We start from the raw sequence: 25779 nt of genomic DNA on the forward strand, positions 1-25779 counted from the left end.
ACCACCCTCACATTTCACCCCCATGGGGTGGTGGGTGGCAACCCGCCCGCCACCCACCCCCCCCCCCCCCACCCGGCTTCGTTTCCCCTCCCCCGCGGGGGGGGGGGGGGCCCCCCCCCCCCCCCCCACGAAACCGCGCAGCGCTCCTGCCGCCTGAAATGCGGCGAGTTCGATCCGTCCGTGTGCGTAGTCCGTCATCGAACCCACCCCGATCCACTCGAGCCGGTCCGGTCGCGCCGTTGCAAGCCGGGTCCCGGCCCTATGGCCGGTAGACGAAGAATGCCCACTTCTCGTGCTTGCACACAAGAGGTGCCGAGTGCCAGTCCGGGTGGGGGCCGGATACGGCAAGAGGGACGCCGCGCTGCGGCGTCCCTCCGTTCGTATCCGGCGCAGCCGATTCGGCTCAGCCGATCGGAGCCTCGGGCTCTAGACGATCAGACCTGCCGTCTGGGTGCGTGCCCGGTCGAAGCGAGCCTGCACGTCGGCCCAGTTCACGATGTTCCAGAACGCCTTGACGTAATCGGCCTTCACGTTCTGGTACTGCAGGTAGAAGGCGTGCTCCCACATGTCGAGCATGAGCAGCGGGGTCAGGCCGATCGGGATGTTGCCCTGCTGGTCGTACAGCTGCACGATGAGCAGACGCTGCCCGATGGAATCCCAGGCCAGGATCGACCAGCCGGAGCCCTGGATGGAGTTCGCGTTCGCGGAGAAGTGATCGCGGAACTTGTCGAACGAACCGAACGCGTCGTCGATCGCCGCGGCCAGCTCGCCTTCGGGCTTGTCGCCACCCTCGGGGGAGAGGTTCTGCCAGAACACCGTGTGGTTGGTGTGGCCACCGAGGTGGAAGGCGAGATCCTTCTCGAGCTTGGTTGCCTGAGCGGCCAGCGTGCCGTTCTCGCGCGCCTCGGCCAGCTTCTCGAGAGCGGTGTTCGCACCTGCGACGTAGGTCGCGTGATGCTTGTCGTGGTGCAGCTCCATGATCTTCGCCGAGATATGCGGCTCGAGCGCTGCATAGTCGTAGGGCAGTTCCGGAAGTGTGTACTCAGCCACGAGGGTCCCTTCTTTGCGAGCCCGGTAGGGCCCGTGCGGTTGTTTCCGTGCCTTGCGGGTTTCACCACAACACTTGTGTGGATTACCCACACCGTGTGGTTTCCACCCCAACTCATAAGTACACCCTGCGCAACCACAGCTGTCACTCGGACGTACGCCCACGAGGCTCGGGGCGGCAGCGACGAGAATCGCCGTTTCCCGCGAGGACATCTCCCGCGACCAGCAGAAACCCCGGTCGAGCTGGACCAATTGGTGACGCTCGAGAGCGGAACCTTAACATTGGGCGGTGTATCGGCCCTTCCTGAACGAACCCGCGAACGGGGTCGACGCACCTCGCGTGGATCTTCCGGGCGTCAATCTGCTGCGGTTCGCAGCAGTGCTCGCGGTCGTCTATTCCCATATCTCGTTCTATCTGATCGACGACCTCGGGACCGGATGGTGGGGCATCGACCTCGTGTACCGGGTCTTCGTCGACGGGGCCGGGCTGAACCAGCATCTGTCGTTCGTCGGGGTCGCGGCGTTCATGATGCTCACCGGGCTCCTCATCACCCGGTCCGCCATGCGGCAATCACCCCGGCGTTTCCTCATCGCCCGCGCCGCGCGCCTGGTTCCCGCGTTCTGGGTCTGCATCCTCGCCGCGATCGTGCTGGTCCGGCTCGGTATCAACGGCATGTTCAGTGGTCACACGGGTGTCTCGAACTCCGAGGCCGCGTTGAGTTTCATCCTCGGCGCCTTCTTCCTGAAGCCGCAGGTGGCCGTGCTCGGAGTCGCCTGGACGCTCGCCGTGCAGATCGTCTTCTACCTGTACTGCGTCGCCGGCCGCTCGCTCCTGCGCGCCAACCCGCTCATCATTCCCGTCCTCGGGGCCGTGTTGTGCATGCTGGTGCTCATCTACAACCTGTACATCCCGGAGCCGTACAGCGTGCCCTTCCTCTCCCGGATCGCGGCGACGCTCCCCACGGTGTTCCTCGGGCAGATCGCCTACCTCGGATGGGCCGGACTGATCTCCGGCCGCGGGCTCGTCCTGGCGTTGCTGGCGCAGGTCCACGTGATCGTGCTCGCCACCGACACCCAGGTGTACTGGGCGGGGACGCGCTACCTGTGGACCATCACCGTGGTGTTCGCATGCGTCGTGCTGGTCTCCCGCTACAACGGCCGCTTCGCGCATCTCCGGGTCGTCGACTGGGTCGCGACCCGCAGCTACGCCATCTACCTCACGCACACCCTGGTGATGTACCGGATCTACGAGAACACGGTCGGGGTGGTGGGGCAGACCGGTGCGATCGTGTGCGTGCTGCTCGGCTGCGCCCTCGTGGCGGAAGTGGTCTACCGCGGTGTCGAAGTACCCGCGGCACGGTGGATCAGCACCCGGTGGCTCACGCCGGCCCGCACGGTGGCCGCGGAACCGGCCACCACCGGTCCCCGCGCGTAGCATCGGGACATGTCCTGGTTCGACGAGATTCTGGCCCGTGCAGGTTCCAAGTCGCAGATGGTGGCCCGCGAGGATGCACTACCCGGGCGTTCCGAGCCCGTAGTCGTTCCCGAGACCCACTACGTCAACGGCAATCGCATCGTTCCCCCCTTCCCCGAGGGGCTGCAGACCGCCGTGGTCGGGATGGGGTGCTTCTGGGGTGCGGAGAAGGAGTTCTGGCAACTCGACGGCGTGTACTCGACCGCCGCCGGGTACGCCGGTGGTTACACGCCCAACCCCACGTACGAAGAGGTGTGCTCGGGCCGGACCGGTCACACCGAGGTCGTGCTCGTCGTCTTCGATCCCAAGGTGATCGGTTACGCGCGCATCCTGCAGGAGTTCTGGGAGAACCACGATCCGACGCAGGGGATGCGGCAGGGTAACGATCAGGGAACCCAGTACCGCTCGGCGATCTACACGCACGACGAGACGCAGATCGAGATGGCCGAGGCGACGGCCGAAGCGTACGGCGAGCGGCTCGCGGCAGCCGGCTACGGCGCTGTCACCACCGAGATCGCACCTCTGACGCACTTCTACTACGCCGAGGACTACCACCAGCAGTACCTCGCGAAGAATCCCCACGGTTACTGCCCGGTGCACGCAACCGGCGTGAGCTGCCCGGTGGGGCTCGGCGCCTGATCCCGTTCCCGGCACCTCCCGGAGCGTGAGTCCGGGGTGCGCGAATCGGTCGTCGCGTCTTGAAATCCGCCGACGACCGTCGCATCCTCGGAGAACACGACTGCCGAGGGGGAGGACCGGTCACCGTGAAAACCTCGACGTGCGCGGGCGACTACCTCGAGCGCATGCGCCGCAGCCGGCGCGGCGGGAATCCGCTCGTACGCCGGGCCGACCGCATCGAAGCGTGGTTGTTCTTCGTGCTGTTCACCACCCTCGCGCTGACGATTCCGGTCGCCGGGGTCGTCGGCGCCGGATCGTGGCAGTCCTGGGTAGCGCTCGCCGAGAAGCAGAGCACCGAACGCACCCCGGTCTCCGCGACCCTCGAGTCCGCGCCCGACCCTGCCGCGCCGGGAGGGGGAGAGGTCGCGTCGTCGGTTACCGCCCCCGCGTCGGCCACCTGGCAGTGGGGGGACGAGCAGCGCCGGGCCGTGGTTCCGGTGGACAGCTGGTCCGTTACCGGGGGCGACGTGACGGTGTGGGTCGACGCCCGTTCGGGTGAACTCGCCGACCCTCCGCTCACGGTGGCCGCCGCCAAGGTCTCTGCCGTCTGCGCCGGTGTGTTCCTGTGGGCGCTGTCGGTCGCGCTGGCGATCACGATGTTCGAGTCGGCGCGGTGGGGACTCGAGCGCACCCGTCGCCGCCGGTGGAACCGGGAGATCGAGGCGTTCCTCGGCTCCACCAGCAGCTACTGAGCCACCGTTTTCCAGCTGTGAGGGCTACAGGTCGCGCACGGCCGGCATGACCTCCGCCGCGACCAGCTCGAGGTGTTCGAGGTCGCTGAGATCGAGCATCTGCAGGTAGATGCGCTGCGAGCCGACCGCCGCGTAGCTCTTGATCTTCTCGACGACCTCCGCGGGGGTGCCCGCGAGACCGTTCTCGCGCAGCTCGCCGACCTCCCGGCCGATCCGTTCGGCGCGGCGGGCGATCTCGGCTTCGTCGCGCCCGCAGCACAGCACGAGGGCATTGGAGTACGTGAGCGTGGCCGGGTCGCGGTCGGCGTCGCGGCATGCCCCTGCCACACGGTCGAACAACACCTCGGTGTCCTCGGCCGACATGAACGGCACGTTGAACTCGTCGGCGTACCGTGCGGCGAGGGCGGGTGTGCGCTTCTTGCCGGCGCCGCCCATCACGATGGGCGGATGGGGCTGCTGCTGCGGCTTCGGAAGCGCCGGTGAGTTCTGGATCCGCACGTGCGTGCCCTCGTACGAGAACGTCTCGCCGACGGGTGTGTCCCACAGTCCGGTGATGACGGCCAGCGACTCCTCGAGCCGGTCGAAACGGTCCTTCAGGGACGGGAACGGGATGCCGTAGGCGAGATGCTCCTCCTCGAACCATCCTGCGCCGAAACCGAAGTCGACACGGCCGCCGCTCATCGCATCGACCTGTGCGACGGAGATGGCGAGCGGACCGGGATAGCGGAACGTGGCCGACGTGACGAGGGTGCCGAGCCGGATCGTCGAGGTGTCGCGCGCGAGTCCGGCCAGCGTGATCCACGCGTCCGTGGGGCCGGGCAGGCCGTCGGCGTTCATGGCCAGATAGTGGTCGGAACGGAAGAATGCGCCGTAACCGAGCCGCTCGGCTGTCTGTGCGACGGCGAGAAGATCGTCGTACGTGGCGCCCTGCTGAGGTTCGGTGAAGATTCGTAGTTCCATGAATCCATCATTTCAGGTGCCCCCTCGCCCCGGGTTTCGTACCGAACGACCGAGGATGTGACGTGTCTCGAGCCCGGCATCCCCACCTCCGGTAGAGCCTGGGGATGAACCTGTGGAAACTGTGGATAACTCCAGGACCTGCGGTGTGTGGACGTGACACGAGCGCGTAGTGAAGCGTCCTCGGCTGCATCGCCCCGCAGCACGTGCCACTATTGGAATCGTGAGTTTTTCCGACGTCCCCACCGTGTCTGTGGACGAGGTGCCAGAGACCAACGCCGCCGCTGTACTCCTCGACGTACGCGAAGACGACGAATGGGCGCTCGGACACGCACCCGGCGCGGTCCACATTCCGCTGGCCGACGTCCCAGCACGACTCGAGGAAATCGACATCGATGCCGAGGTCTACGTGGTCTGCCGCCAGGGCGGACGCTCGCTCGGCGCAGTCCAGTACCTCAACCGCATCGGGTACGACGCCATCCAGGTGAACGGTGGCATGGTGGCGTGGCAGAAGAGCGGTCTTCCCCTGGTTTCCGACGGTGATGAACCCGCGAAGATCTATTGATGGCCGCCTACCAGATCTGTGTTCGGTGCGAAAACCGCTGGCCGGTGACCTATCAGCCCCGGCAGTGGTGCCCATCCTGCCGTGGCGTCCTGCTCTCGCCCGTCTCCACCGACGTTCCGGTTCCCCCGTCGCGCCGCAACTTTCGCTGGGTCGCGCGCCCGGCGGTACCGATCGGTCCCGTTGAGCCCACGCGCACGCGCGGGACGGCTCCGACGCCGCGATACCGGGAGATACCGCGCTGGGGACTGACAGATCCGCGGCCGGTCGACACCGAGTACGAACCGAGCCGTAGCGAGACGATCTCCGATCTCGCGCCGACACTCCTCGTGGGCGCCGCCGTCGTCTTCGGCCTCGCGGCTCTCGCCGAGGCGTTCCGGTACGGACTGCTGGTGTTCAACCGGACCAGACTCGTCGACCCGCTGGCTCTCGCGGTCTCCGACGCCGCCGTGTGGGCGACGCAGGTGGGTGCACCGTTCGTCGCGCTCGCCGCGGCCGTCGCGTGCGCGGTGCGCCTGCTCGAACTACGCCGGCGCGTCTTCGCCGAACGCGGCGAGGTCGATCCCCGGCCGTCGCCGACGGTGCTGCTCGGTGTCGTCGTGCCCGGAGTCAACCTCGCGATGCCGGGAGTGCTCCTCACCGAGATCGCCGGTCGCGACCCCAGGCTTCTCCGGGCGATCCGGATCTGGTGGGTGCTGTGGGTACTCGACGCGGTGATGTTCGTCGTGGTCGTGCTGTGGCGTCAGCGCGACACGATCCAGGCCCGTGCGGACGGCGTGCTGCTCGCGGCGTTCGCTGCGGCGCTGGCCACGGCGGTCGCGCTCACGACGCTGCACGTGGTGCGGTTGTTCGAGGGAACGGACATCTGGGGCAGGCCGCTGCGCCACCGGAGATTCACCTACGCCACCGGACCCGCATACGCGCCGATTGCCCCGATCGTGCCGCGCGCCGCGACCGCCGGCAGCCCGGCCGACACGGCGTCCCTGTCGCAGGACGACACTCCGGCCGCTACCCAGGACGAGCGCGACGACGTACCCCAACCGGTGGCAAGCACGTGAGCGCCGTGGATCGCCCTCGGGTGGTCGCACATCGGGGGTCGTCGGCGGCCAAGGCCGAGCACACTCTCGCCGCGTACGAACTGGCCCTCGCGGAAGGCGCCGACGGACTCGAGTGCGATGTGCGGCTCACCAGTGACGGGCACCTCGTGTGCATCCACGACCGCACGATCGACCGCACGTCCGACGGAACGGGTGTCGTCAGCGAGATGACTCTCGCCGAACTGTCCGAGCACGACTACGGCAAGCCCGGTGAACCTGCGGAACTGCTCACCCTGCACCGTTTGCTCGAGCTCGTCATGGACTGGACGAGTGTGCCGGTCAAACTGTTCGTCGAGACCAAACATCCCGTCCGGTACGGTGCGCTGGTCGAGGCGAAGCTGCTCGACGCGCTGGCGAGCTTCGGGCTCGCGACGCCTGCGTCGGCCGACTTCTCCCGCGTGGTGGTGATGTCGTTCGCGGGCAGCGCGGTATGGCGGATCCGCCGGGCAGCTCCGTTGCTGCCCACCGTGTTGCTCGGCGAAACCTCCCGGTATCTGCGGGGGAGTGCTGCCACTACCGTGGGCGCCACCGCGATCGGCCCGTCGATCATGACGCTCCGGGAGCACCGGGATCTCGTCGACCGTGCCGCTGCGTCGGGCCGTGCGACGTATTGCTGGACCGTCGACGACCCCGCAGACGTCGAGCTGTGCCGCGAACTCGGCGTCGGATGGGTGGCCACCAACCATCCGGGCCGTACCAAGCTGCAACTCGACGCTGCTCACGGCGTATAGATCGGGCGGGCGGGCCGGGCGTGTAGTTTGGCGCCGTGGCCAAGAAGAGCAAGAGAAACAGTGGACCCAAGCCCGGTGCCAACCGCGCCGCCAAGCTCGAGCAGCGGAGACTGGAGCGGGAAGCCGCGGTCGCCGCGTCCACGCGACCGTTCGAGGGCCTCGCATTCGAATGCGACCTCGTCGCGCTGCGCGAGTTCGTTCCGTCCGCACTGGTCGACCTGCCGCTGACCGATGAGGGACGCAAGATCGTCGGTGCGACCATCCTTCCGGGTGGCGTCGCGGCGCTGGTCCGCGAAGAAGACGACGAGACCGTCGCGTACGTCGGCTTGCAGCTCGCGAGCGGGTACGGCCCGGACCCGGCCGGGGAACTCGCCGCCGCGATCGAGTGGGCACGCACGGCCGAGCCCGGATCGTCGCTGCAGACCGCGACCGTGGACGACGACACCCCGCGGCTGCAGGACCTGCTCGACGCGAATGTTGTTCCCCCGATCACCGTGCACAACGACTTCAACTGGTGGATTCCGGCCGGCGTCGAGCCGAGCCAGGACATCGCGCACACCGTGCAGCACGCCAACAGTGCGGTGTTGCCCTCGGCGCGTCTGAACGGTGACGGGCTGGTCGGTGCGTGGTGGGTGGATCCCGGCGAGAAGGCACACCTGCGTTGGGTTCGGCCCGAGGACGAGGACGCGCTCATGGCCGCGTTGTCGCGCGTGCACGCGGCCGGTGGCCTCCACCTCGGTGAGGGATCACGCTTCGCCGGGTCGTTCCGCACGCACGGACTCCTGGTTCCGGTTTTCGATCTCGACCGGGAGAAGCACGCCGACGAATGGGTGGAACCCGCACTCGAACTCGGCGCGCGCCTCGACGCCGCTCTGGCCGTGGACGAACCGCTGACCACTGCCGAGCTGCGCTCCCGCGACGGAATCCGCAGTCGTCAGATCACCCTGCGCTGATTTTTCCGGGGCCGAGAGAAGTCCCCCGCAAAGCCGAATGCCACAGTTCGCCGGTGATCCGGGAACTGTGGCATTCGGGCCCTGTGGGCTGCAGGTCGCGTCAGATGCTGCCGCCGGCGACGGTCGGCGCGTTGCCGCGCAGTTCGCGGGCCTTCGAGTTGAGCTCCCGCGCGACGAAATCCTCGAGGTTGAACAGGTTGGAACCGGCGCGGTCGGCGACGGTGAGCAGCGTCGTCATCGTGGCGACCTCTTCGACCTGCTCCTGCAGGAACCACTGCATGAACTGCTCGCCGAGGTAGTCGCCCTCGTCGCGCGCGGTGCGGGCCAGCTCGACGATCTGGTCGGTCACGGACCGCTCCTGGCGGAGAGCCAGCGCGATCGGTTCGCGCGCGTTGTCGAACATCGACTGTGCGGCGTCGACCCCGGTGAGGTCGACGGCCATGTCCCGGTCCAGGAAGTACTGGACGATCATCATGGCGTGGTTGCGTTCTTCCACTGCCTGCGCGTAAAAGTGCTTCGCCAGCTGGGGAAGATCGGTGTTGTCGTAGAAAATCGCGATGGCGATGTACTGGTGCGACGCATTGAATTCGTTGCGGATCTGGTCGTGCAGCAGCGAATGGAATTTGGTCTTGTGCGTTTCGCCCATTGTCGTCATGATCAAGACGTTAATGCAGGTCAGATGATAAATCATCCAAGCCTTGGCTAGGCTGACTCTTCAAAGCTTCGGCTTGCCTTGGTCAATTCAGGGTTGCCTGGCCGAATATCTCCGCCCCGAATTCCGCGAGAATATAGGGCCGCGGAGACCCCAATGTCAGGGTCCGGGCGTCAGCAATTCGGCCGGGATCTGCTGATCTTTCGCCAGCGCATCGAAGAACGGCGCCGCGCGGGAGCGGTCCCACAGCAACACGTTGCCGATGCCGTAGACGTCTTCGAATCCTCCGACGGGCACCGTCGCGGTCAACGTCTCACCGCGCATCGCCCATGCCAGTCGCGCGAGGTCCCAGAGATGATCGTCCTCGTCGACCCGCACGGATCCGGCGGCGCCCGTCGCGAGCGGCACCGCGCGGAACGGGTTGAGGAACGTGGAGGGACTTGTTGCCTTGCCCAGAAGAGCGGACAGGAACAGCCGCTGGTTGTTCATCCGGTCCAGGTCGGCGAGAGGTGTCGCGCGGGTGCGCACGAACCCGAGAGCCTCGGGTCCGCTCAGTTCCTGGCACCCTGCCTCGAGCGACAGACCGGCCAGCGGATCGTCGATCGGGTACGGGACGCAGATATCGACTCCGCCGACCGCGTCGACGATCGACGCGAACCCGCCGAAGCCGATCTCCACGTAGTGGTCGATGTGCACGCCGGTCGCGCCTTCGACGGTCTGTACGAGCAACTGGGGTCCGCCGAGTGCGAACGACGCATTGAGCTTGTCCCGCCCGAAGCCCGGCACGTCCACATAGGAATCGCGGGGCAGCGACACCATGGTGGTCGCGCCTCCGCCGCTCGGTACGTGGATGAGCAGGATCGTGTCGGTCCGGTCGGTACCCACGTCGCCGCCGGTGGCGAGTTCCTGTTCTTGTTCCGGGGTGAGGCCGATCCGGCTGTCGGAGCCCACGAGCAGCCAGTTGGTGCCGGGGGTGTCGCCCCCGCGCCCGTCGTACGCGGCGAGCGCGTCGACGCGGTCGAGCGTGCCGTCGAGGTAGATCGTCCCGCCGATCACCGCGACGAGGAGTACGGCCAGGACCGCACCCAGGCGCCGCATCGTGCGTCGTCCGGCGCCGGGGCGTGGTCGTCGTGGTTCGGGTTGCGCGGCGGGCTTGCGCCGCACCGGCGGAACAACAGGCGGCGGAGTCCCGCCGCGAGAGCGTTCGTCGGCGATTCGTTCGGGCCGTTGCGTGGGCGCCCAGTCGCGACTGCGTGACGCCTCCTCCTGCGGCGCGGGCACGCGGGGAGGTGGCTGGCGCCGCGGCGGGGGCGGCGGGGCAGGGGGACGGTACGTCGGCGTGGGGGCCTGCGACCACGCCTGCGGGGGCGGTGCGGGTCGTCGTCCGTCGCGGCGAATCACCTGTGTGCCCTCGGGAGGCGGCGTCGCACGGGGCGGAGGCACGGGACGGCGGATCGGCGCGGGCCGCTGCGGGGGAGGTCCCTGCGGTGGCCGCGGCCTGTTCCGAGGGTCGCGAGGATCGCCGTTCACTCGCACAACTGTACGGTCACGGCAGCCAGGACACGTGTCCTCGGAGTGCCTGATATCCCACGAATGCCACGGTGTCGATCAAGGCATGGGCGATCACCAGGGGCCACAACCTGCCCGTGCGCTGCCAATACCGGCCGAAGACGAGACCCATCACGACGTTGCCGAACCCGCCACCGAGGCCCTGGTACAGGTGATAACTGCCACGCAGCACCGCGGACGCGAACAGTGAAGAGTTCTCCGACCAGCCCAGTTGCCGCAGGCGGGTGAGGATGTACGCGACGACGAGGATCTCCTCGGCACCGGAGTTCGCCACTGCCCACAGCACCTCGGTGGGCACGCGCCACCAGTAGTCCGCCAGCACACTGGGCGCGACCGTGAGGTTCAGTCCCGCCGCGCGCGCGCCGAGGTAGAGCAGCAGGCCGGGGAAACCGATCAGGGCGGCGAGCCCGACACCGGGCAGTACATCCCGGCGGAGATACGGACGGGCCAGACCCACGGCTTTCGGGCCGAAGCCGCTGCGCCAGAGCAGGTACAGGCCCAGCGCTCCCCAGGCCGACAGCCGGAGGATGCCCAGGAGCTGACGGGCGAGATCGATGAACTGCTGTGACGACTGCGGGCTGTTCAGCGCAACGGTCCGGTCCGACAACGGCTCCGGTGCGAGCGCCGCCTCGAGCAGCGACAGGATCGACGAGAGACCGCTGAGCCCGAACGTGACGAGCAGAACGATCGCGATCTCGATCCACAGCGCGCGGCGTGCGGGGGCATCGAGAGGCGTGGCGGGGTTCTGCGCCGGCGGGCTCAGCCAGGAACGAAGCGTCGTCACCGGTGTCATTGTGCCGGACCCCGGCGGTGTCATTGTGCCGGACCGCGGCGGTCTCGTTCGGCCTAGCTCACGCCGCGACCTCGACGCCGAGCGCCTCGAGCAGAATCCGCCGATACTCCGCCGTCTGCAGGGGGTGCGCCGCTCGCGGGTGTGGCAGATCGATCGTCAGTTCCACCGCCGGCGAACCGTGATCGAGCACCAGCACGCGGTCGGCAAGCGCGGTCGCTTCGTCGACGTCGTGGGTGACCAGCAGCACCGCCGGCCGGTGCACCGCGCACAACTCCTGGAGCAGCGCGTGCATCTTGATTTTCGTCAGCGCGTCGAGTGCACCGAAGGGTTCGTCGGCGAGAAGCAACTCGGGTTCGCGGACGAGCGACCGCGCAAGCGAGACCCGCTGTTGTTCACCGCCGGACAATTCGTTGGGCCACGACGACTCCCGGCCGGCGAGGCCGACTTCGGCGAGCGCTGTCCGGCCCCGTTCCGTCGCGTCGGGGCCGGTGAGTCCGAGGGTGACGTTGGCGAGCACGCGGGCCCACGGCAGCAGCCGGGAATCCTGGAAGACGACCGCTCGCTTGCGCGGCACGTCGATCTCCCCCGACCCGGGCACCCCGTGGTCGAGTTCGGCGAGGGCGCGCAGCAGCGTGCTCTTGCCGGACCCGCTCCGGCCGAGCAGTGCGACGAACTCGCCTTCGCGAATCTCGAGGTCGACGTTGCGCAGGACTGCGCGTCCGTCGAATCCCCGGCTCAGGCCCGAGGTGCGGACCGTCAGCTTCCGATCGTCTTGCGCCATGCCAGCGCCTTCCTTTCTGCCGAGCGGACCAGCAGATCGCTGCCGAAGCCGAGGATCGCGTAGACCACGAGGCCGACGATGATGATGTCGGTGAGCCCGTAGGTGCGGGCCTGGAACATGAGGAACCCGATACCGCTCGTCGCGTTGACCTGTTCCACGACGACGAGGGCGAGCCAGGCCACCGTCACCGCCATGCGGAGACCGGTGAAGAACCCCGGGAGCGCGCCGGGCAGGGCCACCCGCCGGACGAACTGCGCGCGCGAAAGGTCCAGTGTCTCGGCGAGTTCGACGTAGCGGGAGTCGATGCCGCGCAGTGCCGAATAGGTGTTGATGTAGACGGGCACGAACACCGACAGGGCGATGAGCAGGATCTTCATCTCCTCGCCGATGCCGAACCACAGGATTGCGAGCGGCATCAGTGCGAGCGTCGGAATCGACCGCTTGATCTGCACCGGGCCGTCGAGGAGCGCTTCACCGATCCGGGACAGGCCCGAGATCAGAGCGAGCAGCAACCCGAAGAAGACACCGAGAACGCCGCCGATCACCGCACGCTGCACGGAGGTGAGCAGGTTGCTCTGCAGGCGGCCGTCGGCGATCAGATCCCAGGCGGTGGTCACCACCGTCCACGGTGCCGACAGTGTCTTCGGGTCGAGTTGCCCGGTCGCCGACGCCACGATCCAGACGGCCAGCAGGATCGTCGGTCCGATGGCGAGGCCGAACTTGATCGGCCGTCCGGGTGCGAGGCGGCTACGGCCGCGCCGAGGAGGCAGACCCGGCTCGTTGTCCGGGTCCGGTTTCTGGTCGGTGGCGCCGTCCCCGGCGAGGCCGCTCCCGAATCGCCGGAGGTCGACAGTGGGCACGCTCATGTGGCTTGTCCTTTCGTCGGGGGAGAGTCAGGCCGTCCCGGAACTCGCGAAAGTGCGTGCGTACTGGCTTTCCGGCCGGGGCAGGCCGTAGTGGTCGCGCAAGGTGGTGCCGGTGTACTCGGTGCGGAACAGTCCGCGCTCCTGCAGGATCGGGACGACGGTGCTGGTGAACGCCTCGAGTCCCTGGGGGTACTGGGGCGGCATGATGTTGAACCCGTCGGCCGCACCGCGGGTGAACCACTCTTCAATGATGTCCGCGATCTGCACCGGGGTCCCGGCGACGACGTTGTGCCCGCGCGCTCCGGCAAGCTTGTGGAGCAGTTGACGCAGCGTCGGCTGTTCACGCTCGACGATCTTGGCGAAGACGAGACGCCGGCTGTTGTCGTTGTCGGTGATGTCGCCGGCTCCCGCGAAGAGTTCGGCCGGCACGACGGCGTCGAGGTCCAGTCCGGAGACGTCGATCCGCCCCATCTTCTGTAGTTGCCCGAGTCCGTACTCGACGATGGTGAGTTCGTTGAATTCGCGGTGCAGTTCTTGTGCTTCGGCCTCGGTCGCGCCGAGGAACGGGCTCAGGCCGGGGAGGATCTTGACGTGGTCGGGATTGCGTCCGGCGTCCGCCGCGCGGAGCTTGATGTCTCGGTAGAACGCCTGCGCATCCGAGATCCGCTGGTGTGCGGTGAAAATCGCCTCGGCATAGTTCGCGGCGAAATCGCGTCCGTCGTTCGACGATCCGGCCTGGACCAGGACCGGCCGGCCCTGCAGGGATCGGGCCGAGTTGAACGGGCCGCGAACGCTGATGTACTCACCTTCCACGTCGACGCGGTGGATCTTGTCAGGGTCGGCGTACACCCCCGCGGCCTTGTCGGCGACCACGGCGTCGTCCTCCCACGAATCCCACAGTTTCACTGTGGCGTCGACGAATTCGCGTGCACGTGCGTATCGCTGCCGTACGTCGGGATGGTCGGTGAGGCCGAAGTTCGCCGCTGCGGCATCGGACGCGGTGGTGACGATGTTCCATCCTGCGCGACCACCGGAGATGTGGTCGAGCGACGAGAACAGCCGGGCGAGATTGTAGGGCTCGTAATAGGTGGTCGACGCGGTGGCGATCAGGCCGAGATGCGTGGTGACCGTGGCCATCGCGACGAGCGTGGTGATCGGTTCGAGGCCGTAGTCGGGCCGGTACCGCACCTCGGTGCGCAGCGCCGGCCCGTCGGCGAAGAACACCGCATCGAGTTTGGCGGCTTCGGCTGCACGTGCCAGTTCCTGGAAGTAGTGCACGTCGTAGATGCGCTCGGGTGCGCTGCCGGGGTGACGCCACGACGCTTCGTGGTGTCCGGTCGGGTAGATGAAGGCGTTGAGGCTGAGCTGGCGGTGCGTCATGAGAAAGGTCCCCTCGGAGATCAGTTGCGAACGTGTCCGGCGCCGGCGTCGGCTACCGCGGCCTGGACTACTTCGTCGAAGCGCAGGTCGAATGCTTCGGCTGCCTCGACGGGTCGTGGCAGTTCGCCGGCCGCGTCGATCACGTCGACGGTGTGCTGCTGGGTGGCGACGAGGTTCTCGTCGAGTCTCGGGAAGGTCGTCGGACCGTTGGCGTCGAGAATGCGGCGCCCGTCCTCGACGGTCAGGCCCTGGCTCTTGACGAAGTACTCGTCGATCCACGCGTCGCGGTTGTCGTTCGCCCAGTCCACGGACGCGATGTACGCACCGACGTAGGCGCGGATCGCGGCCGCTGTCGCGGGATCGGACAGTGCCTTCGCGCTCGAGTACAGGTAGGAGATCCCGTCACTGAGATCGGCGATCTCGTCGCGGGGGAGGGCGGTGGCGCCCGGGGTCTGCATGTACCGGGAGAACACCGGTTCGCTCATCGGTGCGGCGTCGATCTGGTCGGATCGCAGCGTGTCCGGGAAGTCGGCGAGTGCCATCGGCGTGAGTGTCACGTCGTCGACGTCGAGACCGGCCTTGTCGAGCGCGCGGAGGACGAACGCCTGCTGGGAGGTGCCCTCGGCGTAGCCGATGCGTTTGCCCGACAGTGCGGCGAGCGAGTCGATGTCGGCGCCCGGCGCGACGCCGAAGTTGAGGCTGTTGTCGGTCTGGACAGCGGTGATCACCCGCACGTCGTCGCCCGCGACGAGCGATTGCACGGCCATGATCTCGCCTGCCCACGCCACGTCGACGGCGTCGGCGCGAAATGCCTCGAGGATCGACGGTGCGCCCTGGAACGTGGCGAACTCGTATTCGAACGGCAGCGAGTCGAGGTTGCCGGACGCTGCCAGCGCGACCTGCTGTCGTTCGCCCTGGTCGGCGATGACGATCTTCGTCCCGGCGGGGATGTCGGTCGGAAGCGGACTGTCGGGCGAGAGACCGCCGCCCGCCGGCCCCGAACCACACGCGACGACCGCGGTCAGGACGAATGCGGCTGCGGTGGTGAATCCGGCGTGACGTAGGCGGAACATGTACTTCCCTCGGGCTCGAACGATCGACGGTGAGGCCGCCCGGACGGTGCCGGAGGCTGATGATCATCATCGAGTTCGAGCGCGGGGGTCACCACAGTTAGCGTCAGCGTGATCCGAAGTCCTCCCGGCGCAGGCGAGGGTGCAGGCCGTTCCGGAACGGGCATCCGACCAGCAGGCGCAACGCCCGGCTCAGCCCGGAGGGGTCATCGACCGGTTCGTCGAACGGGATGCGGACGTCGTGGTCGCCGCGGCCCGATTCGATCCGCAGCCGCACGCCGTACCGGTCGATGCCGAGCGGACGGATTCGTCCCCCTCTCTGGGCTTCCGGAATCCGGCGGGCGATGCGCATCACCAGGTCCGCGTGCTGTTCTTCGAGGTGCTCGAGCCACGCGGTCTCGAGTGCGGCGAACGGGTCGGGCGCGGCGTCGAGCACATCCACGACGTTCACGGCCTCCGCGCCGGTCGTATCCGCCGCGACGACGGAATCGAGGCTCAGCCGCAGCAGTTCGGACCCGTGGCCCACGTCGAGAAGTTCCGGATGAGGCAGGGTTTCCGCGATTTCCGCGGCGAGCAGGCGAGGGTCCCGGACCGGGTGCAGGGTGCCGCTGAACCAGATGAGCGAGCGCACCGGGTTGCGGAGGGCCAGCGGTGAGTGGTCGGCGAGTTCGAGGACCGCGGATAGTCCCGCGCTGCCCGCATGCCGGGTGAGTGCGGCGGCGGGGCTGTGCGCGGGCACGACGATGGCGAGGTCGTCGTCGGTATGGAGGTGGTGGATCGTGGTGGGGACGGGATCGCAGCCGTCGACAGCGAGGCGGGAGGTGTCGGCGCGGATGAGGGCGGTGCGCACGCGTTCGGCCGTGGTGGGTGCGGGGACGGCGGTGGACGTGGTGGTGTGCATGACAACCCCTCCTGGCTATGTAGGTGAGGCAAACCTAAGTCATCGTCCTCGGGGAGGCAAGAGGTCCCGGGTCTAATCTGGGATGCGTGCCGATCCCCCTTCCCCTCGGAATGCCGCCGTCCCGCGAGGAGCCGCGCGGGTTGCTGGACGGGCTGCTGACCGGACGGTACGACTCGCCGGACGATGACCGCGAGGTCACCGGACCGCTGTTCGCGCCTCCGATCGTCCCGGCCCGCGCGATCACCGTCCCTCCGGGCCGCGACCTCGTCGTCGAACTCGATACGTCGGGTCCGCCCCCCGCGCCGGCGGGCTGGCGACCGGTGCGTTACCAGATCGGGTGCACTCCCGACGTCCTCGACGATGTCCTCGCAGTCACGGCACCCGCACCGCTGGCCGTATACGTGGACGGACCCGACGACACGCTCGCCGACACCGCACGCGCACTCACCGAAGCCGGACATGTACCGGGTCTTCCCGCAGGTCACGGCCTCGGCGCGGTCTCCGACTTCCTCGCGGTCCTCGCCCACGCCGACACGGGCTACGTCGCCCGCGCGACCAGCACGCAGGACGTGGTGGCGCTGCTGTCCGGGACCGCGGCGGCCCTGAGCGGTTTCGACATCCGGGAGGCCCTCGCGTCACCCGACGTGTCCTGGTTGCGACGGCTGATCCCCGAAGCGGCGTCCGCACTGCGGGAGATTCTTCTGGCCGTCGAAGTCGACGACCCCGGCCGGGTCGCGCGCGAACTCGGCGAACTGGGGCTGTCGGCCGGCTGAACGGCACCGGCCCGACACCGCAATCCGCAGACTCGGGGTGCGTAACCTCGTAGGCGTGCCACGTATCGCCTATTTCGGCCCGTCGGGAACCTTCACCGAGATGGCCCTCGCCCGTTTCGAGGAACTCGGTGCCTTCGATGCGCCGGTCGAGCGGGTCTCCGCCGCCAGCCCTCCCGCGGCCTTGCAGATGCTGCGTGACGGCGAGGTCGACGGAGCGGTCGTGCCGATCGAGAGTTCGGTCGAAGGCTCGGTGCCGCCGACGATGGACGGACTCGCCCTCGGCTCTCGGCTGCAGATCGTCGCCGAAACCGAACTCGACATCGCCTTCACTGTGGTCGCGCGGCCCGGAGTCGCTCGCGAGGATGTCGCGACCATCGGTGCGTATCCCGTCGCAGCGGCCCAGGTGCGGGAGTGGATCGCCGACAATCTGCCGGGCGCCGCGATCGTCGCCGCGGCCTCGAACGCGGGGGCGGCAGAGGATGTCGCATCCGGGAAGGTCGACGCGGGGGTTGCCACGGCGCTGGCCGGTGAACGGCTCGGTCTGGCGGTGCTGGCCGACGGCGTCGCGGACTTCGCGGGTGCCCGCACCCGGTTCGTGCTCGTCTCGCGGCCCGGGCCGGTACCGAAGCGCACCGGCTGCGATCGCACGTCGGTGGTCCTGCAACTGCCGAATGTTCCGGGTTCGCTGGTGAGGGCCATGACGGAACTGGCGACCCGCGGAATCGATCTCACCCGCATCGAATCACGCCCCACCCGTATGGATTACGGGACCTACTTCTTCCATCTGGACTGGGTGGGCCATATCGACGACGCGCTCGTCGCGGAGGCACTCAAGGCCCTGCACCGTTTCGCGCAGGTACGGTTCCTCGGTTCGTGGCCGGCAGTGTCCGAGCACGGGGTGCCTCCCGTCTCCGACGACGACGATGCGCAGTGGCTCGAGCGACTGCGCCGCGGAGAGGAACAGCGGTGAGCGGAAAGTTGATATTGGCCCGGCACGGCCAGACGGTCGCGAACGTCGCACGGCGTCTCGACACCAAATTGCCCGGTGCGGAACTGACCGAACTGGGAATCGAGCAGGCACGGAGCCTCGGCCGCAATCTCGTCGAGCGCGGCCCGTCGCTTCTCGTGGCGTCGCGGGCGATCCGGGCGCGGCAGACCGCGGAGCAGGTCTCTCCGGCCGTCGGGCTCGACACCTCGGTCCTCGACGGCCTGCACGAGGTGCAGGTCGGTGATCTCGAGGATCGCAGCGACGAGGAGTCGCACACCCTGTTCATGAAGGTCTACGAGGAGTGGCACAGCGGCGACCTGCGCACGCGGGTGCCGGGCGGCGAACGGGCGATCGACGTTCTCGACCGGTTCGTGCCGGTGATCGACGCATTGCGCGCCGACCATCTCGATGAAGGGTCGGGGGACGTCGTCGTCGTCAGCCACGGCGCAGCCATCCGTCTCGTCGCGGCGTACCTCGGCAAAGTGCCGGGCGGGTTCGCCACGAGCAATCATCTGGCCAACACCGAGACCGTCGAACTCGTGCCGGTGCGGGGCGGGGGCTGGGAGTGTGTGCGGTGGGGCACGTTCACCGGCCCGTTCCGCGACACCCACCGCGCCGGCGCCGACGACCCGATGGGCTGAGAACGCGCAGTTCACGCGGACTCTCGCAATCGATATCGCTCTCGCCCACTGCTCGTATGCAGGCGCGCATCCCGTCCCTCCGGCGGAGCGACGTGCCGCGGTGTCGATCGTTCGCGGACGAACCGCCGGGTATCGTCGAGCCGTCCGGATGAAGTAACGATCGGTAGGTTGGGTGCGGTACATGGATGGTTCCACCGACGACGCCGTCGACCCGCTCGAGGGTCGGGTCGTGCCGGATGGGGAGAACGCGCACTCCGATTGGCGGACGTTGCAGCCGCTCGACCTCAGCCCGATCCTGTCCGCAGCGCTCGACGCCTTCTACGAGACCGGGTTCCACGGGACGTCGGTGCGCGAGATCGCGCGGCGGGTCGGAGTGACCGTGCCCGCGCTGTACTACCACCACGAGAACAAAGAGGGCCTGCTCATCGCCCTGCTCGAGCTGTCGACCAGCGATGTTCTCTCCCGAGCGCACGCCGCCGACGCGGAGGGTGCCGGCGATCCGGTGCGCAGACTGGCGAACGTGATCGAGGCGATCGTGCTGCGGATGACGATGCGGTCCGCGCTCGCCGCGCTCGAAGGTGAGGCTCGCTATCTCAGTCCCGAGAATCGTCAGCGGTACCGCGCGGTGCGCAAGGGCATCGAAGACCTGGTGCGCGAGATCGTCGAGGAGGGTGCTGCGACGGGCGACTTCGACGTCGACGACCCGGCCGAGACCACCCGGGCGCTGCTCGGGATGTGCCAATCGATCCCGCGCTGGTACCACGCGGAGGGCACTCTGAGCCCCGAGGCGGTCGCGAAGAAGTATGTGGCGATCGCCCTCAAGACGGTCGGCGCCCGCCGCGATCCGCTCTGACGGTCAGGCGCGACGCCGGAAGTCCGCGGTGCGCTTGTCCTGGAAGGCGGACACTCCTTCGGCGAAGTCCGGGCCCGCGAGCAGATCGAGCTGACCTGCGCGCTCACGGCCGAACGCGTTGCCGAGTTCGGTGAGCGTCGCGTCGTTGATCGCCCGTTTGGTGGACGCGAGGGCCACAGACGGGCCGTCTGCGAGCCGGACGATCAATTCCTCGACTGCCGTGTCGAATTCGTCGTCGGGGTAGACATCGGCGATGAGGCCGGACGCGAGTGCTTCCGGCGCCGGGAGTCGCTCGGCGAGCATCGCCATCCGCAGGGCCCGGGCACGACCGATCGACGCTGCGACGAGCGCCGTCGCACCACCGTCGGGCATCAGGCCGATCTTGGCGAACGCGAGCAGGAAGTAGGTCGATTCCTTCGCGACCGTGAGGTCGCACGCAAGTGCGAGTGACACACCGACGCCGGCGGCGACGCCGTTGACCGCCCCGACAACCGGTCGCGGAAAATCCCGGATCGTCGCGACGACCCGGTTCGCGGCGTCGATGGTGTCGGGCGTGGGAGGAGCGCTCAGGTCACGGCCGGAGATGTCGGCACCCGAACAGAACGCCCGTCCGCTTCCGGTCAGGATCGCGGCGCGGACGGTGGGGTCGCCGGCGTGCCTGTCGAAAGCCTCCGCGACGGTGACCAGGGTGTCGGTCTCGACCGCGTTCATCCGGGCGGGACGGTCGATCGTGACGCGCAGGATGCCGTTGCCGACGCTCGAGGTGACTCCGGGCGGGTCGGTGCTCATGCGATTCTCCTCGGTGGTGGTCGACTGCCTGCGGTGACGGTGCGCGGCGGCGAAGCCTCTTCTCTCCCTATCAGACCTGCGTGTCGTCCGCTGGGTACCGAATTCGTTGACCGCGTGCTGACCCCGTGGTAAGCCTTTAGCGATCGATAGGTACACGGTTGGGATTGGGGCGCTCCACACTCCACGCACTCCTGCCGACCCTGCTCGAACCCCTCGGAAGGAACGTCATGGCACAGGCCGTCATCGTCGACGTGGTCCGCACTGCCGTCGGCAAAGGCAAGCCCGGTGGTGCGCTGTCGGGTACGCATCCCGTCGAACTTCTGGCCCACGTCCTGCGTTCGCTCGTCGAGCGCAACAACCTCGACCCCGTCCTCGTCGACGACGTCATCGGCGGTTGCGTGCAGCAGGTAGGCGAGCAGGCACTCAACATCTCGCGCTCGGCACTGCTGTCGGCGGGCTTCCCGGACTCGGTTCCGGCCACCACCATCGACCGTCAGTGCGGATCGAGCCAGCAGGCTGCGCATTTCGCGGCGCAGGGCGTCATCGCGGGTGCGTACGACATCGTCATCGCGTGCGGTGTCGAGTCGATGAGTCGCCTCCCGATGGGCACGTCTTCGATCGGGCAGGACTCGTTCGGCCCCGGCGTCGCCGCCCGGTATCCGGAAGGTCTGGTCAATCAGGGGATCTCGGCGGAACTCATCGCCGCGAAGTGGAGTTTCGACCGCGACGCCGTCGACGCCTACTCCGCGCGCTCGCACCAGCGCGCCGCCGCCGCGATCGCGGCAGGAAACTTCGACCGGGAGATCGCCCCGATCACGGTCACGAACGCAGACGGCGAGCAGGTCGTGCACGGCGTCGACGAAACCGTGCGCGCGTCGACCACCGTCGAGGCACTCGCCGGGCTGCGTCCGTCCTTCCGCACCGACGAGTACGCCGCACGATTCCCCGAAGCGCAGTGGCTCATCACCCCCGGCAACTCGTCGCCGTTCACGGACGGTGCGTCGGCCGTTCTGATCATGAGCGAAGAAGCCGCGACCAAGCTGGGCCTGACTCCGCGCGCGCGATTCCACTCGTTCGCCGTCGCCGGAGACGACCCGCTCTTCATGCTCACGGCGCCCATCCCGGCTACCCACAAAGTGCTCGCCAAGTCGGGCCTGTCCATCGACGACATCGACTCCTACGAGGTGAACGAGGCGTTCGCGCCCGTCCCGATGATGTGGGCCGAGGAGTTCGGCGCGGACGAGGCCAAGCTCAATCCGTGGGGCGGTGCCATCGCACTGGGTCACGCACTCGGCTCGTCGGGTACGCGCCTGCTGAGCACGCTCGTCAGCACCCTCGAGGCGACCGGCGGCCGCTACGGCCTGCAGACCATGTGCGAGGGCGCGGGCATGGCCAACGCGACCGTGATCGAACGTCTCTGACCCACCGCCGTACCGAATCTCTCGTCCGAAATCCCCACAGTGAAAGGCTTTTCATGATCGTCAACGACAGCGTCGCCATCGTCACCGGTGGTGCCTCCGGGCTCGGCCTCGCCACCGTCAAGGCTCTGCTCGCCGACGGCGCCCAGGTCGTCATCATCGACCTGCCGTCCTCCAACGGCGAGACCGTCGCCAAAGAACTCGGCGACCGGGTCCGCTTCGCGGCGGCAGACGTCACCGACGAGGCCGCGGTCACGGAGGCGCTCGACCTCGCCGAATCGCTCGGCCCCCTGCGCGTCGCGGTCAACTGCGCCGGCATCGGCAACGCCATGAAGACGGTGAGCAAGAAGGGTGCGTTCCCGCTCGACGCCTTCAAGAAAGTCGTGGACGTCAACCTCTTCGGCACGTTCAACGTGATCCGCCTCGCCGCCGAGCGCATCGCCAAGACGGAACCGGTCGACGGGGAGCGCGGCGTCATCATCAACACCGCCTCCGTCGCGGCATTCGACGGCCAGATCGGCCAGGCCGCCTACTCGGCATCGAAGGGCGGCGTCGTCGGCATGACCCTGCCGATCGCACGCGACCTCGCCTCGCTCCTCATCCGCGTCGTCACCATCGCACCCGGCCTGTTCAAGACCCCGTTGCTCGGCTCTCTGCCGGAGGAGGCGCAAGCGTCTCTCGGACAGCAGGTTCCGCATCCCGCGCGCCTCGGTGACCCCTCCGAGTACGGCGCTCTCGCAGCGCACATCGTGTCCAACCCGATGCTCAACGGCGAGGTCATCCGTCTCGACGGTGCCATCCGCATGGCGCCGCGCTGAACCTCGCGGAAGAACCCGCCGGGAGGATCTCGATGTTCGACCTGACAGGCACACGGGCGCTGGTGACGGGCGGGTCCGCCGGTCTCGGCCTCGGTATGGCGCGGGGTCTCGCACGTGCCGGCGCAGACATCGCGCTCTGGGGACGAGACACCGCCAGACTCGGACGCGCGGCCGACGAACTGAGCGGCTTCGGTGTCCGCGTGACGACGCGGTCGGTCGACGTGTCCGACGAGCACGCGGTGGTCGACGGTGTCGCATCCGTCGTCGGCGAATTCGGTGGGCTGGACACGGTGGTCGTCAATGCGGGAATCGGTGCGGCACTGCAGAAGTTCCACGAGTCGTCGACGGAGCAGTACCGGAAAGTGATGGGCACCAACGCCGACGGTGCGTACTTCACGTTGCGGGAGACGTCGAAGGTGCTGGTGGATCAAGGTACCGGCGGGTCGGTGATCGTGACGTCGAGCCTGGGAGCGTTGCAGGGTGCAGGACGCAACCAGGCGTACGGCGCGAGCAAGGCCGCGGTGCTCGCGCTCGCCAACGGGTGCGCCGTCGAACTCGCGCGCTACGGCATCCGGGTCAACAGTGTGCTGCCGGGCTGGATCGCGACCGATATGACCGGGCCGCTGCAGGACTCGGACGTGTTCAACCGCAACGTCATCTCCCGCGTGCCCTTGGGTCGCTGGGGGCGGCCGGAGGATTTCGAGGGTATCGCCGTCTACCTCGCGAGCGACGCATCGGCGTTCCAGACCGGAAGCGCGACGGTGATCGACGGCGGCTACAGCATGTTCTGATCCGCAGCCCGGCCGAGTCGATCGAAGGACCGGCATACCGGCTCGGCCGGGCTACGGTGAGGCACATGGACGTCCGCCGCCGCGTCACCGAAGCCCGGGTGGCCCGCCTGGCCACCGCAGACGGGTCCGGCGAACCGCACCTGGTCCCGATCGTGTTCGCCCTCGACGGCGATGCGATTCACACCTGCGTCGACGACAAGCCGAAGACCACCCGGCGGCTACGTCGCCTCGCAGACATCGCAGCGAACCCCCGCGTGAGTGTGCTCGTCGACCATTACAGCGACGACTGGTCACAGCTGTGGTGGATTCGCATCGACGGCATCGCCACGGTCCACGCCGCGGACACCGATGCGGGCGCCACCGGCCTCGATGCCCTGGTGCGTAAATATCCGCAGTACCGGTCGACACGACCACCGGGACCGGTGATCACCATCGCTCGGCTGCGCTGGCGATCATGGTCGGCGTGAGTCCGAAGTCAGCGAGAGCATCGCTTCGGCGACCTCCTCGACCGCCGCTTCGGGGACCGCTGTGGCAGCGTCGTCGAGCACCAGCAATTGTGCTCCCGGAATCTCGCGCGCGATGGCCTCGCCGTTGCCGAGAGGAAAGAACGGGTCCCGCCGGCCGTGTACGACCAGCGTGGGGACATGGATCCGGGAAAGGCGCTCGCGCCAGCGGGGTGTGCAGTCGAGCGTGGAAAAGACCGTTCCGAGCTGGTTGGCCATCTGGATCGCGGGAGTTGTGCCGGGTGTCCCTTCCCAGATGCGCGCGGCGGTCGCGCGTGCGATGTCGGGGGCGTCGCCGAGGATCTCCGCGCCGGCAGCGGCGAACTCCGCCACCGCGTTTCGGTCGGTCCAGTCGGGCATCGGAAGCGCGAACAGTCGATTCATCGTCGCCTGGTCGTGGTCGGGGAGGTCGGGGTCGCACTTGCCGGGCGCGACCGCGCGGGTACCCACCAAGGTGAGTGCCCGGAACGCGCCGGGGTGCTCGAGCACAGCGAGCTGGGCGACCATCCCGCCGACCCCGATTCCCGCAAGGTGCGCAGGCCTGCCGTCGAGCGCGTCGGCGAGGGCGGCCGCGTCGGCCGCGAGGTCACGCAGGGTGTAGTTGGGTGTCTCCGGGTCCACCGTCGTCGACTGACCGCTGTCACGCAGGTCGTACCGCACGACGCGACGTCCGCCCGCGGCGAGGTGCTCACACAGTCCATCGGGCCAGGAGAGCATCGTCGTCCCGCCGACGAGCAGGACGAGTGGCGCATCGGGGTCACCGAAGGACTCGACACCCAGATCGACCCCGTTGGCACCGACGGTGGTCATCTGCCGCTCAGCTTTCCGACGCGGCGACTGCCGCCACGGTTTTCGAACAGCCGGCAGCCTCGACAATCTCGGCGTCGACGACCCTCATGACGTTGCTGCGTGTGTCCCATGGTCTCGGCTCCTTCTCGACAAGCTTCGTGCCCGTCCGCTTTCCGGAAGCAAAGCCCGCACAAGCAGGAAGTGGGCCGGGCGTTACTCGGACAGACCGGAGCAACGTCCCGATCTCATCGGCCGAGTCCCTCGGCGACGCCCGTTCCGTCCTCGCCGCCCGATAGTTCCCACCGCGGTGCGTGTGCCGCGGGCGGCTTCGGTCTCGTGGTTCCTAGGATGGGCGGGTGTCCGATTCCCCCGAAAAACTCATCCGTGTCAGCGCGGTCGTGCTCCGCGACGCCGACGGGCAGGTGCTGACGGTACGCAAGCGCAACACGTCCCGGTTCATGCTTCCCGGTGGAAAGCCCGAACCCGGCGAGTCGGCAGCCGAGGCTGCGGTGCGTGAGTGCGCGGAAGAAGTCGGGGCGGTGCTCGACCTCGGTTCGCTGCGACGGATCGGGGTGTTTCTGGCGGATGCGGCCAACGAACCGGGCTGGAAAATCGAGGGGACGGTGTTCGAGCACCCGTTCGTCGGCATTACGGGCAGCGCGGCGGAGATCGAGGAGATGCGCTGGCTCGACCCGGCGCTCCACCCGTTGCCCGGCGATCTCGCACCTTTGCTCGAGCATTTCGTCCTCCCGGCGATCGCGCGCTGACAGACTGCGCGCCCGGGGGAAGTGTCATTTCCGAATCGGTATTGCGCCGTTCTCGTGAATCGGGAAATGTGAGCGGCACCAGTACGGCACTGCACACGTTTGCACGGAAGGACTCTTCATGGCGCTCACCGCCCTGCTCGAACTCGAATTCAAGGCCGACGCGCTCGACGACGCCAAAGCGGTGATGAGCCGGGTGCTCGGCGAGACCCGCGAGTTCGCCGGTTGCGACGGAATCGAGATTCTGGTGGACCGGACGAACGAGGCCCGCTGGGTCGTCGTGGAGAAGTGGCGTTCGGCCGAGCACGACGCCGCCTACCGCAAGTTCCGCGCGGGCGAGGGCGCCATCACCGATCTCGGTCCGCTCCTGGCCGGAGCGCCGAAGCTCACGCAGTACACGACTCTCTGAGTCGCACCCCACAGACGACGACAGCGTGGCATGCCTGGGC

The 25779-nt window shown here is 68.1% G+C and carries 29 protein-coding genes; 17 read left to right on the forward strand and 12 right to left on the reverse strand.

Features of this window, described 5'->3' with window-relative positions:
• Positions 1–426: 426 nt before the first annotated feature.
• Entirely contained in the window at positions 427–1050 is a 624-nt protein-coding gene (locus ACFWBU_RS19225) for a superoxide dismutase (RefSeq protein ID WP_169620820.1), read from the reverse strand.
• Positions 1051–1387: 337 nt separating this feature from the next.
• On the opposite strand from ACFWBU_RS19225, the gene ACFWBU_RS19230 reads away from it, so the two are divergent.
• The 3 genes from ACFWBU_RS19230 (at position 1388) to ACFWBU_RS19240 (ending at position 3891) form a co-directional block, all read left to right on the forward strand.
• On the forward strand, positions 1388–2482 hold the full coding sequence (locus ACFWBU_RS19230) for an acyltransferase family protein (protein ID WP_378529005.1): 1095 nt from the start codon (positions 1388–1390) through the stop codon (positions 2480–2482).
• A gap of 9 nt (positions 2483–2491) precedes the next feature.
• On the forward strand, positions 2492–3160 hold the full coding sequence (gene msrA / locus ACFWBU_RS19235; protein WP_169620819.1) for a peptide-methionine (S)-S-oxide reductase MsrA: 669 nt from the start codon (positions 2492–2494) through the stop codon (positions 3158–3160).
• 125 nt (positions 3161–3285) lie between these two features.
• Positions 3286–3891 (forward strand): hypothetical protein, encoded by a 606-nt coding sequence (locus ACFWBU_RS19240; protein WP_378528994.1) that lies wholly within the window; start codon positions 3286–3288, stop codon positions 3889–3891.
• A 24-nt stretch (positions 3892–3915) separates the two neighbouring features.
• Here the strand turns inward: ACFWBU_RS19240 and ACFWBU_RS19245 are convergent, their stop codons facing one another.
• On the reverse strand, positions 3916–4851 hold the full coding sequence (locus ACFWBU_RS19245) for an LLM class F420-dependent oxidoreductase (protein WP_169652258.1): 936 nt from the start codon (positions 4849–4851) through the stop codon (positions 3916–3918).
• A 220-nt stretch (positions 4852–5071) separates the two neighbouring features.
• Here ACFWBU_RS19245 and ACFWBU_RS19250 point away from each other — a divergent pair, with 220 nt between their 5' ends.
• From ACFWBU_RS19250 to ACFWBU_RS19265, 4 genes are read left to right on the forward strand one after another with little or no spacing between them, the layout of a single operon-like run.
• Positions 5072–5413, forward strand: a complete 342-nt coding sequence (locus ACFWBU_RS19250) for a rhodanese-like domain-containing protein (protein ID WP_169620817.1) — start codon at positions 5072–5074, stop codon at positions 5411–5413.
• Entirely contained in the window at positions 5413–6468 is a 1056-nt protein-coding gene (locus tag ACFWBU_RS19255; protein ID WP_296550646.1) for a DUF4328 domain-containing protein, read from the forward strand. The genes ACFWBU_RS19250 and ACFWBU_RS19255 overlap by 1 nt, the downstream gene beginning before the upstream one ends.
• Complete coding sequence (locus tag ACFWBU_RS19260) at positions 6465–7238, forward strand: glycerophosphodiester phosphodiesterase family protein (protein WP_169620815.1); 774 nt, start codon at positions 6465–6467, stop codon at positions 7236–7238. Before ACFWBU_RS19255 ends, ACFWBU_RS19260 begins: the two co-directional genes overlap by 4 nt.
• Before the next feature lie 35 nt (positions 7239–7273).
• Positions 7274–8191, forward strand: a complete 918-nt coding sequence (locus ACFWBU_RS19265; protein WP_296550645.1) for a DUF5926 family protein — start codon at positions 7274–7276, stop codon at positions 8189–8191.
• A 100-nt stretch (positions 8192–8291) separates the two neighbouring features.
• On the opposite strand, the gene ACFWBU_RS19270 is transcribed toward ACFWBU_RS19265, so the two are convergent.
• The 8 genes from ACFWBU_RS19270 to ACFWBU_RS19305 form a co-directional block, all read right to left on the reverse strand.
• Positions 8292–8846, reverse strand: a complete 555-nt coding sequence (locus ACFWBU_RS19270; RefSeq protein ID WP_296550644.1) for a ferritin — start codon at positions 8844–8846, stop codon at positions 8292–8294.
• 156 nt (positions 8847–9002) lie between these two features.
• Positions 9003–10244: an LCP family protein gene (locus ACFWBU_RS19275; protein ID WP_378528995.1), complete on the reverse strand. Its 1242-nt coding sequence runs from the start codon at positions 10242–10244 to the stop codon at positions 9003–9005.
• Positions 10245–10389: 145 nt separating this feature from the next.
• Positions 10390–11205 carry a CPBP family intramembrane glutamic endopeptidase gene (locus ACFWBU_RS19280; RefSeq protein WP_169620812.1) on the reverse strand — a complete coding sequence of 272 codons (816 nt, stop codon included), beginning with the start codon at positions 11203–11205 and terminating at the stop codon, positions 10390–10392.
• Between the two features lie 58 nt (positions 11206–11263).
• Positions 11264–11986, reverse strand: coding sequence for an ABC transporter ATP-binding protein (locus ACFWBU_RS19285; protein ID WP_378528996.1), 723 nt, complete (start codon positions 11984–11986; stop codon positions 11264–11266).
• On the reverse strand, positions 11962–12852 hold the full coding sequence (locus tag ACFWBU_RS19290) for an ABC transporter permease (protein WP_169652253.1): 891 nt from the start codon (positions 12850–12852) through the stop codon (positions 11962–11964). The genes ACFWBU_RS19285 and ACFWBU_RS19290 overlap by 25 nt, the downstream gene beginning before the upstream one ends.
• Before the next feature lie 27 nt (positions 12853–12879).
• Positions 12880–14232, reverse strand: coding sequence for an LLM class flavin-dependent oxidoreductase (locus tag ACFWBU_RS19295; protein WP_378528997.1), 1353 nt, complete (start codon positions 14230–14232; stop codon positions 12880–12882).
• Positions 14233–14252: 20 nt separating this feature from the next.
• The gene (locus tag ACFWBU_RS19300; RefSeq protein ID WP_378528998.1) at positions 14253–15305 is read right to left on the reverse strand and encodes an ABC transporter substrate-binding protein; all 1053 of its coding nucleotides are present in this window, start codon (positions 15303–15305) and stop codon (positions 14253–14255) included.
• A gap of 103 nt (positions 15306–15408) precedes the next feature.
• Positions 15409–16203, reverse strand: coding sequence for a DUF2470 domain-containing protein (locus tag ACFWBU_RS19305; RefSeq protein WP_169620807.1), 795 nt, complete (start codon positions 16201–16203; stop codon positions 15409–15411).
• Positions 16204–16313: 110 nt separating this feature from the next.
• On the opposite strand from ACFWBU_RS19305, the gene ACFWBU_RS19310 reads away from it, so the two are divergent.
• The 4 genes from ACFWBU_RS19310 to ACFWBU_RS19325 all read left to right on the forward strand — a co-directional run bounded on the left by ACFWBU_RS19310 (position 16314) and on the right by ACFWBU_RS19325 (position 19458).
• Positions 16314–16976 carry a hypothetical protein gene (locus ACFWBU_RS19310; RefSeq protein WP_169621061.1) on the forward strand — a complete coding sequence of 221 codons (663 nt, stop codon included), beginning with the start codon at positions 16314–16316 and terminating at the stop codon, positions 16974–16976.
• A 55-nt stretch (positions 16977–17031) separates the two neighbouring features.
• Entirely contained in the window at positions 17032–17946 is a 915-nt protein-coding gene (gene pheA, locus ACFWBU_RS19315) for a prephenate dehydratase (protein WP_378528999.1), read from the forward strand.
• Positions 17943–18605 (forward strand): histidine phosphatase family protein, encoded by a 663-nt coding sequence (locus ACFWBU_RS19320; RefSeq protein ID WP_378529000.1) that lies wholly within the window; start codon positions 17943–17945, stop codon positions 18603–18605. Before pheA ends, ACFWBU_RS19320 begins: the two co-directional genes overlap by 4 nt.
• Before the next feature lie 181 nt (positions 18606–18786).
• A complete protein-coding gene (locus ACFWBU_RS19325) occupies positions 18787–19458 on the forward strand; it encodes a TetR/AcrR family transcriptional regulator (protein WP_296550637.1) in 672 nt (223 codons plus the stop codon).
• 3 nt (positions 19459–19461) lie between these two features.
• Here the strand turns inward: ACFWBU_RS19325 and ACFWBU_RS19330 are convergent, their stop codons facing one another.
• Positions 19462–20247 carry an enoyl-CoA hydratase gene (locus ACFWBU_RS19330; protein WP_378529001.1) on the reverse strand — a complete coding sequence of 262 codons (786 nt, stop codon included), beginning with the start codon at positions 20245–20247 and terminating at the stop codon, positions 19462–19464.
• Positions 20248–20474: 227 nt separating this feature from the next.
• On the opposite strand from ACFWBU_RS19330, the gene ACFWBU_RS19335 reads away from it, so the two are divergent.
• The 4 genes from ACFWBU_RS19335 to ACFWBU_RS19350 all read left to right on the forward strand — a co-directional run bounded on the left by ACFWBU_RS19335 (position 20475) and on the right by ACFWBU_RS19350 (position 23741).
• Complete coding sequence (locus ACFWBU_RS19335) at positions 20475–21668, forward strand: thiolase family protein (RefSeq protein ID WP_169620802.1); 1194 nt, start codon at positions 20475–20477, stop codon at positions 21666–21668.
• Positions 21669–21721: 53 nt separating this feature from the next.
• Entirely contained in the window at positions 21722–22483 is a 762-nt protein-coding gene (locus ACFWBU_RS19340) for a 3-hydroxyacyl-CoA dehydrogenase (RefSeq protein ID WP_169652248.1), read from the forward strand.
• Positions 22484–22515: 32 nt separating this feature from the next.
• Positions 22516–23274 (forward strand): SDR family NAD(P)-dependent oxidoreductase, encoded by a 759-nt coding sequence (locus ACFWBU_RS19345; RefSeq protein WP_378529002.1) that lies wholly within the window; start codon positions 22516–22518, stop codon positions 23272–23274.
• 65 nt (positions 23275–23339) lie between these two features.
• Positions 23340–23741: a TIGR03668 family PPOX class F420-dependent oxidoreductase gene (locus tag ACFWBU_RS19350; RefSeq protein ID WP_169620800.1), complete on the forward strand. Its 402-nt coding sequence runs from the start codon at positions 23340–23342 to the stop codon at positions 23739–23741.
• Here ACFWBU_RS19350 and ACFWBU_RS19355 read toward each other — a convergent pair.
• Positions 23727–24587 carry an alpha/beta fold hydrolase gene (locus ACFWBU_RS19355; protein ID WP_378529003.1) on the reverse strand — a complete coding sequence of 287 codons (861 nt, stop codon included), beginning with the start codon at positions 24585–24587 and terminating at the stop codon, positions 23727–23729. The two genes, ACFWBU_RS19350 and ACFWBU_RS19355, sit on opposite strands and share 15 nt — an antisense overlap.
• Positions 24588–24922: 335 nt before the next feature.
• Here ACFWBU_RS19355 and ACFWBU_RS19360 point away from each other — a divergent pair, with 335 nt between their 5' ends.
• Together ACFWBU_RS19360 and ACFWBU_RS19365 are read left to right on the forward strand one after the other, a co-directional pair.
• Complete coding sequence (locus tag ACFWBU_RS19360) at positions 24923–25333, forward strand: NUDIX domain-containing protein (protein WP_296550634.1); 411 nt, start codon at positions 24923–24925, stop codon at positions 25331–25333.
• 118 nt (positions 25334–25451) lie between these two features.
• Entirely contained in the window at positions 25452–25739 is a 288-nt protein-coding gene (locus ACFWBU_RS19365) for a putative quinol monooxygenase (protein ID WP_378529004.1), read from the forward strand.
• Positions 25740–25779 lie beyond the last annotated feature (40 nt).

The sequence above is a fragment of the Rhodococcus sp. NPDC060084 genome, from assembly GCF_042730335.1.
Lineage (GTDB): Bacteria > Actinomycetota > Actinomycetes > Mycobacteriales > Mycobacteriaceae > Rhodococcus.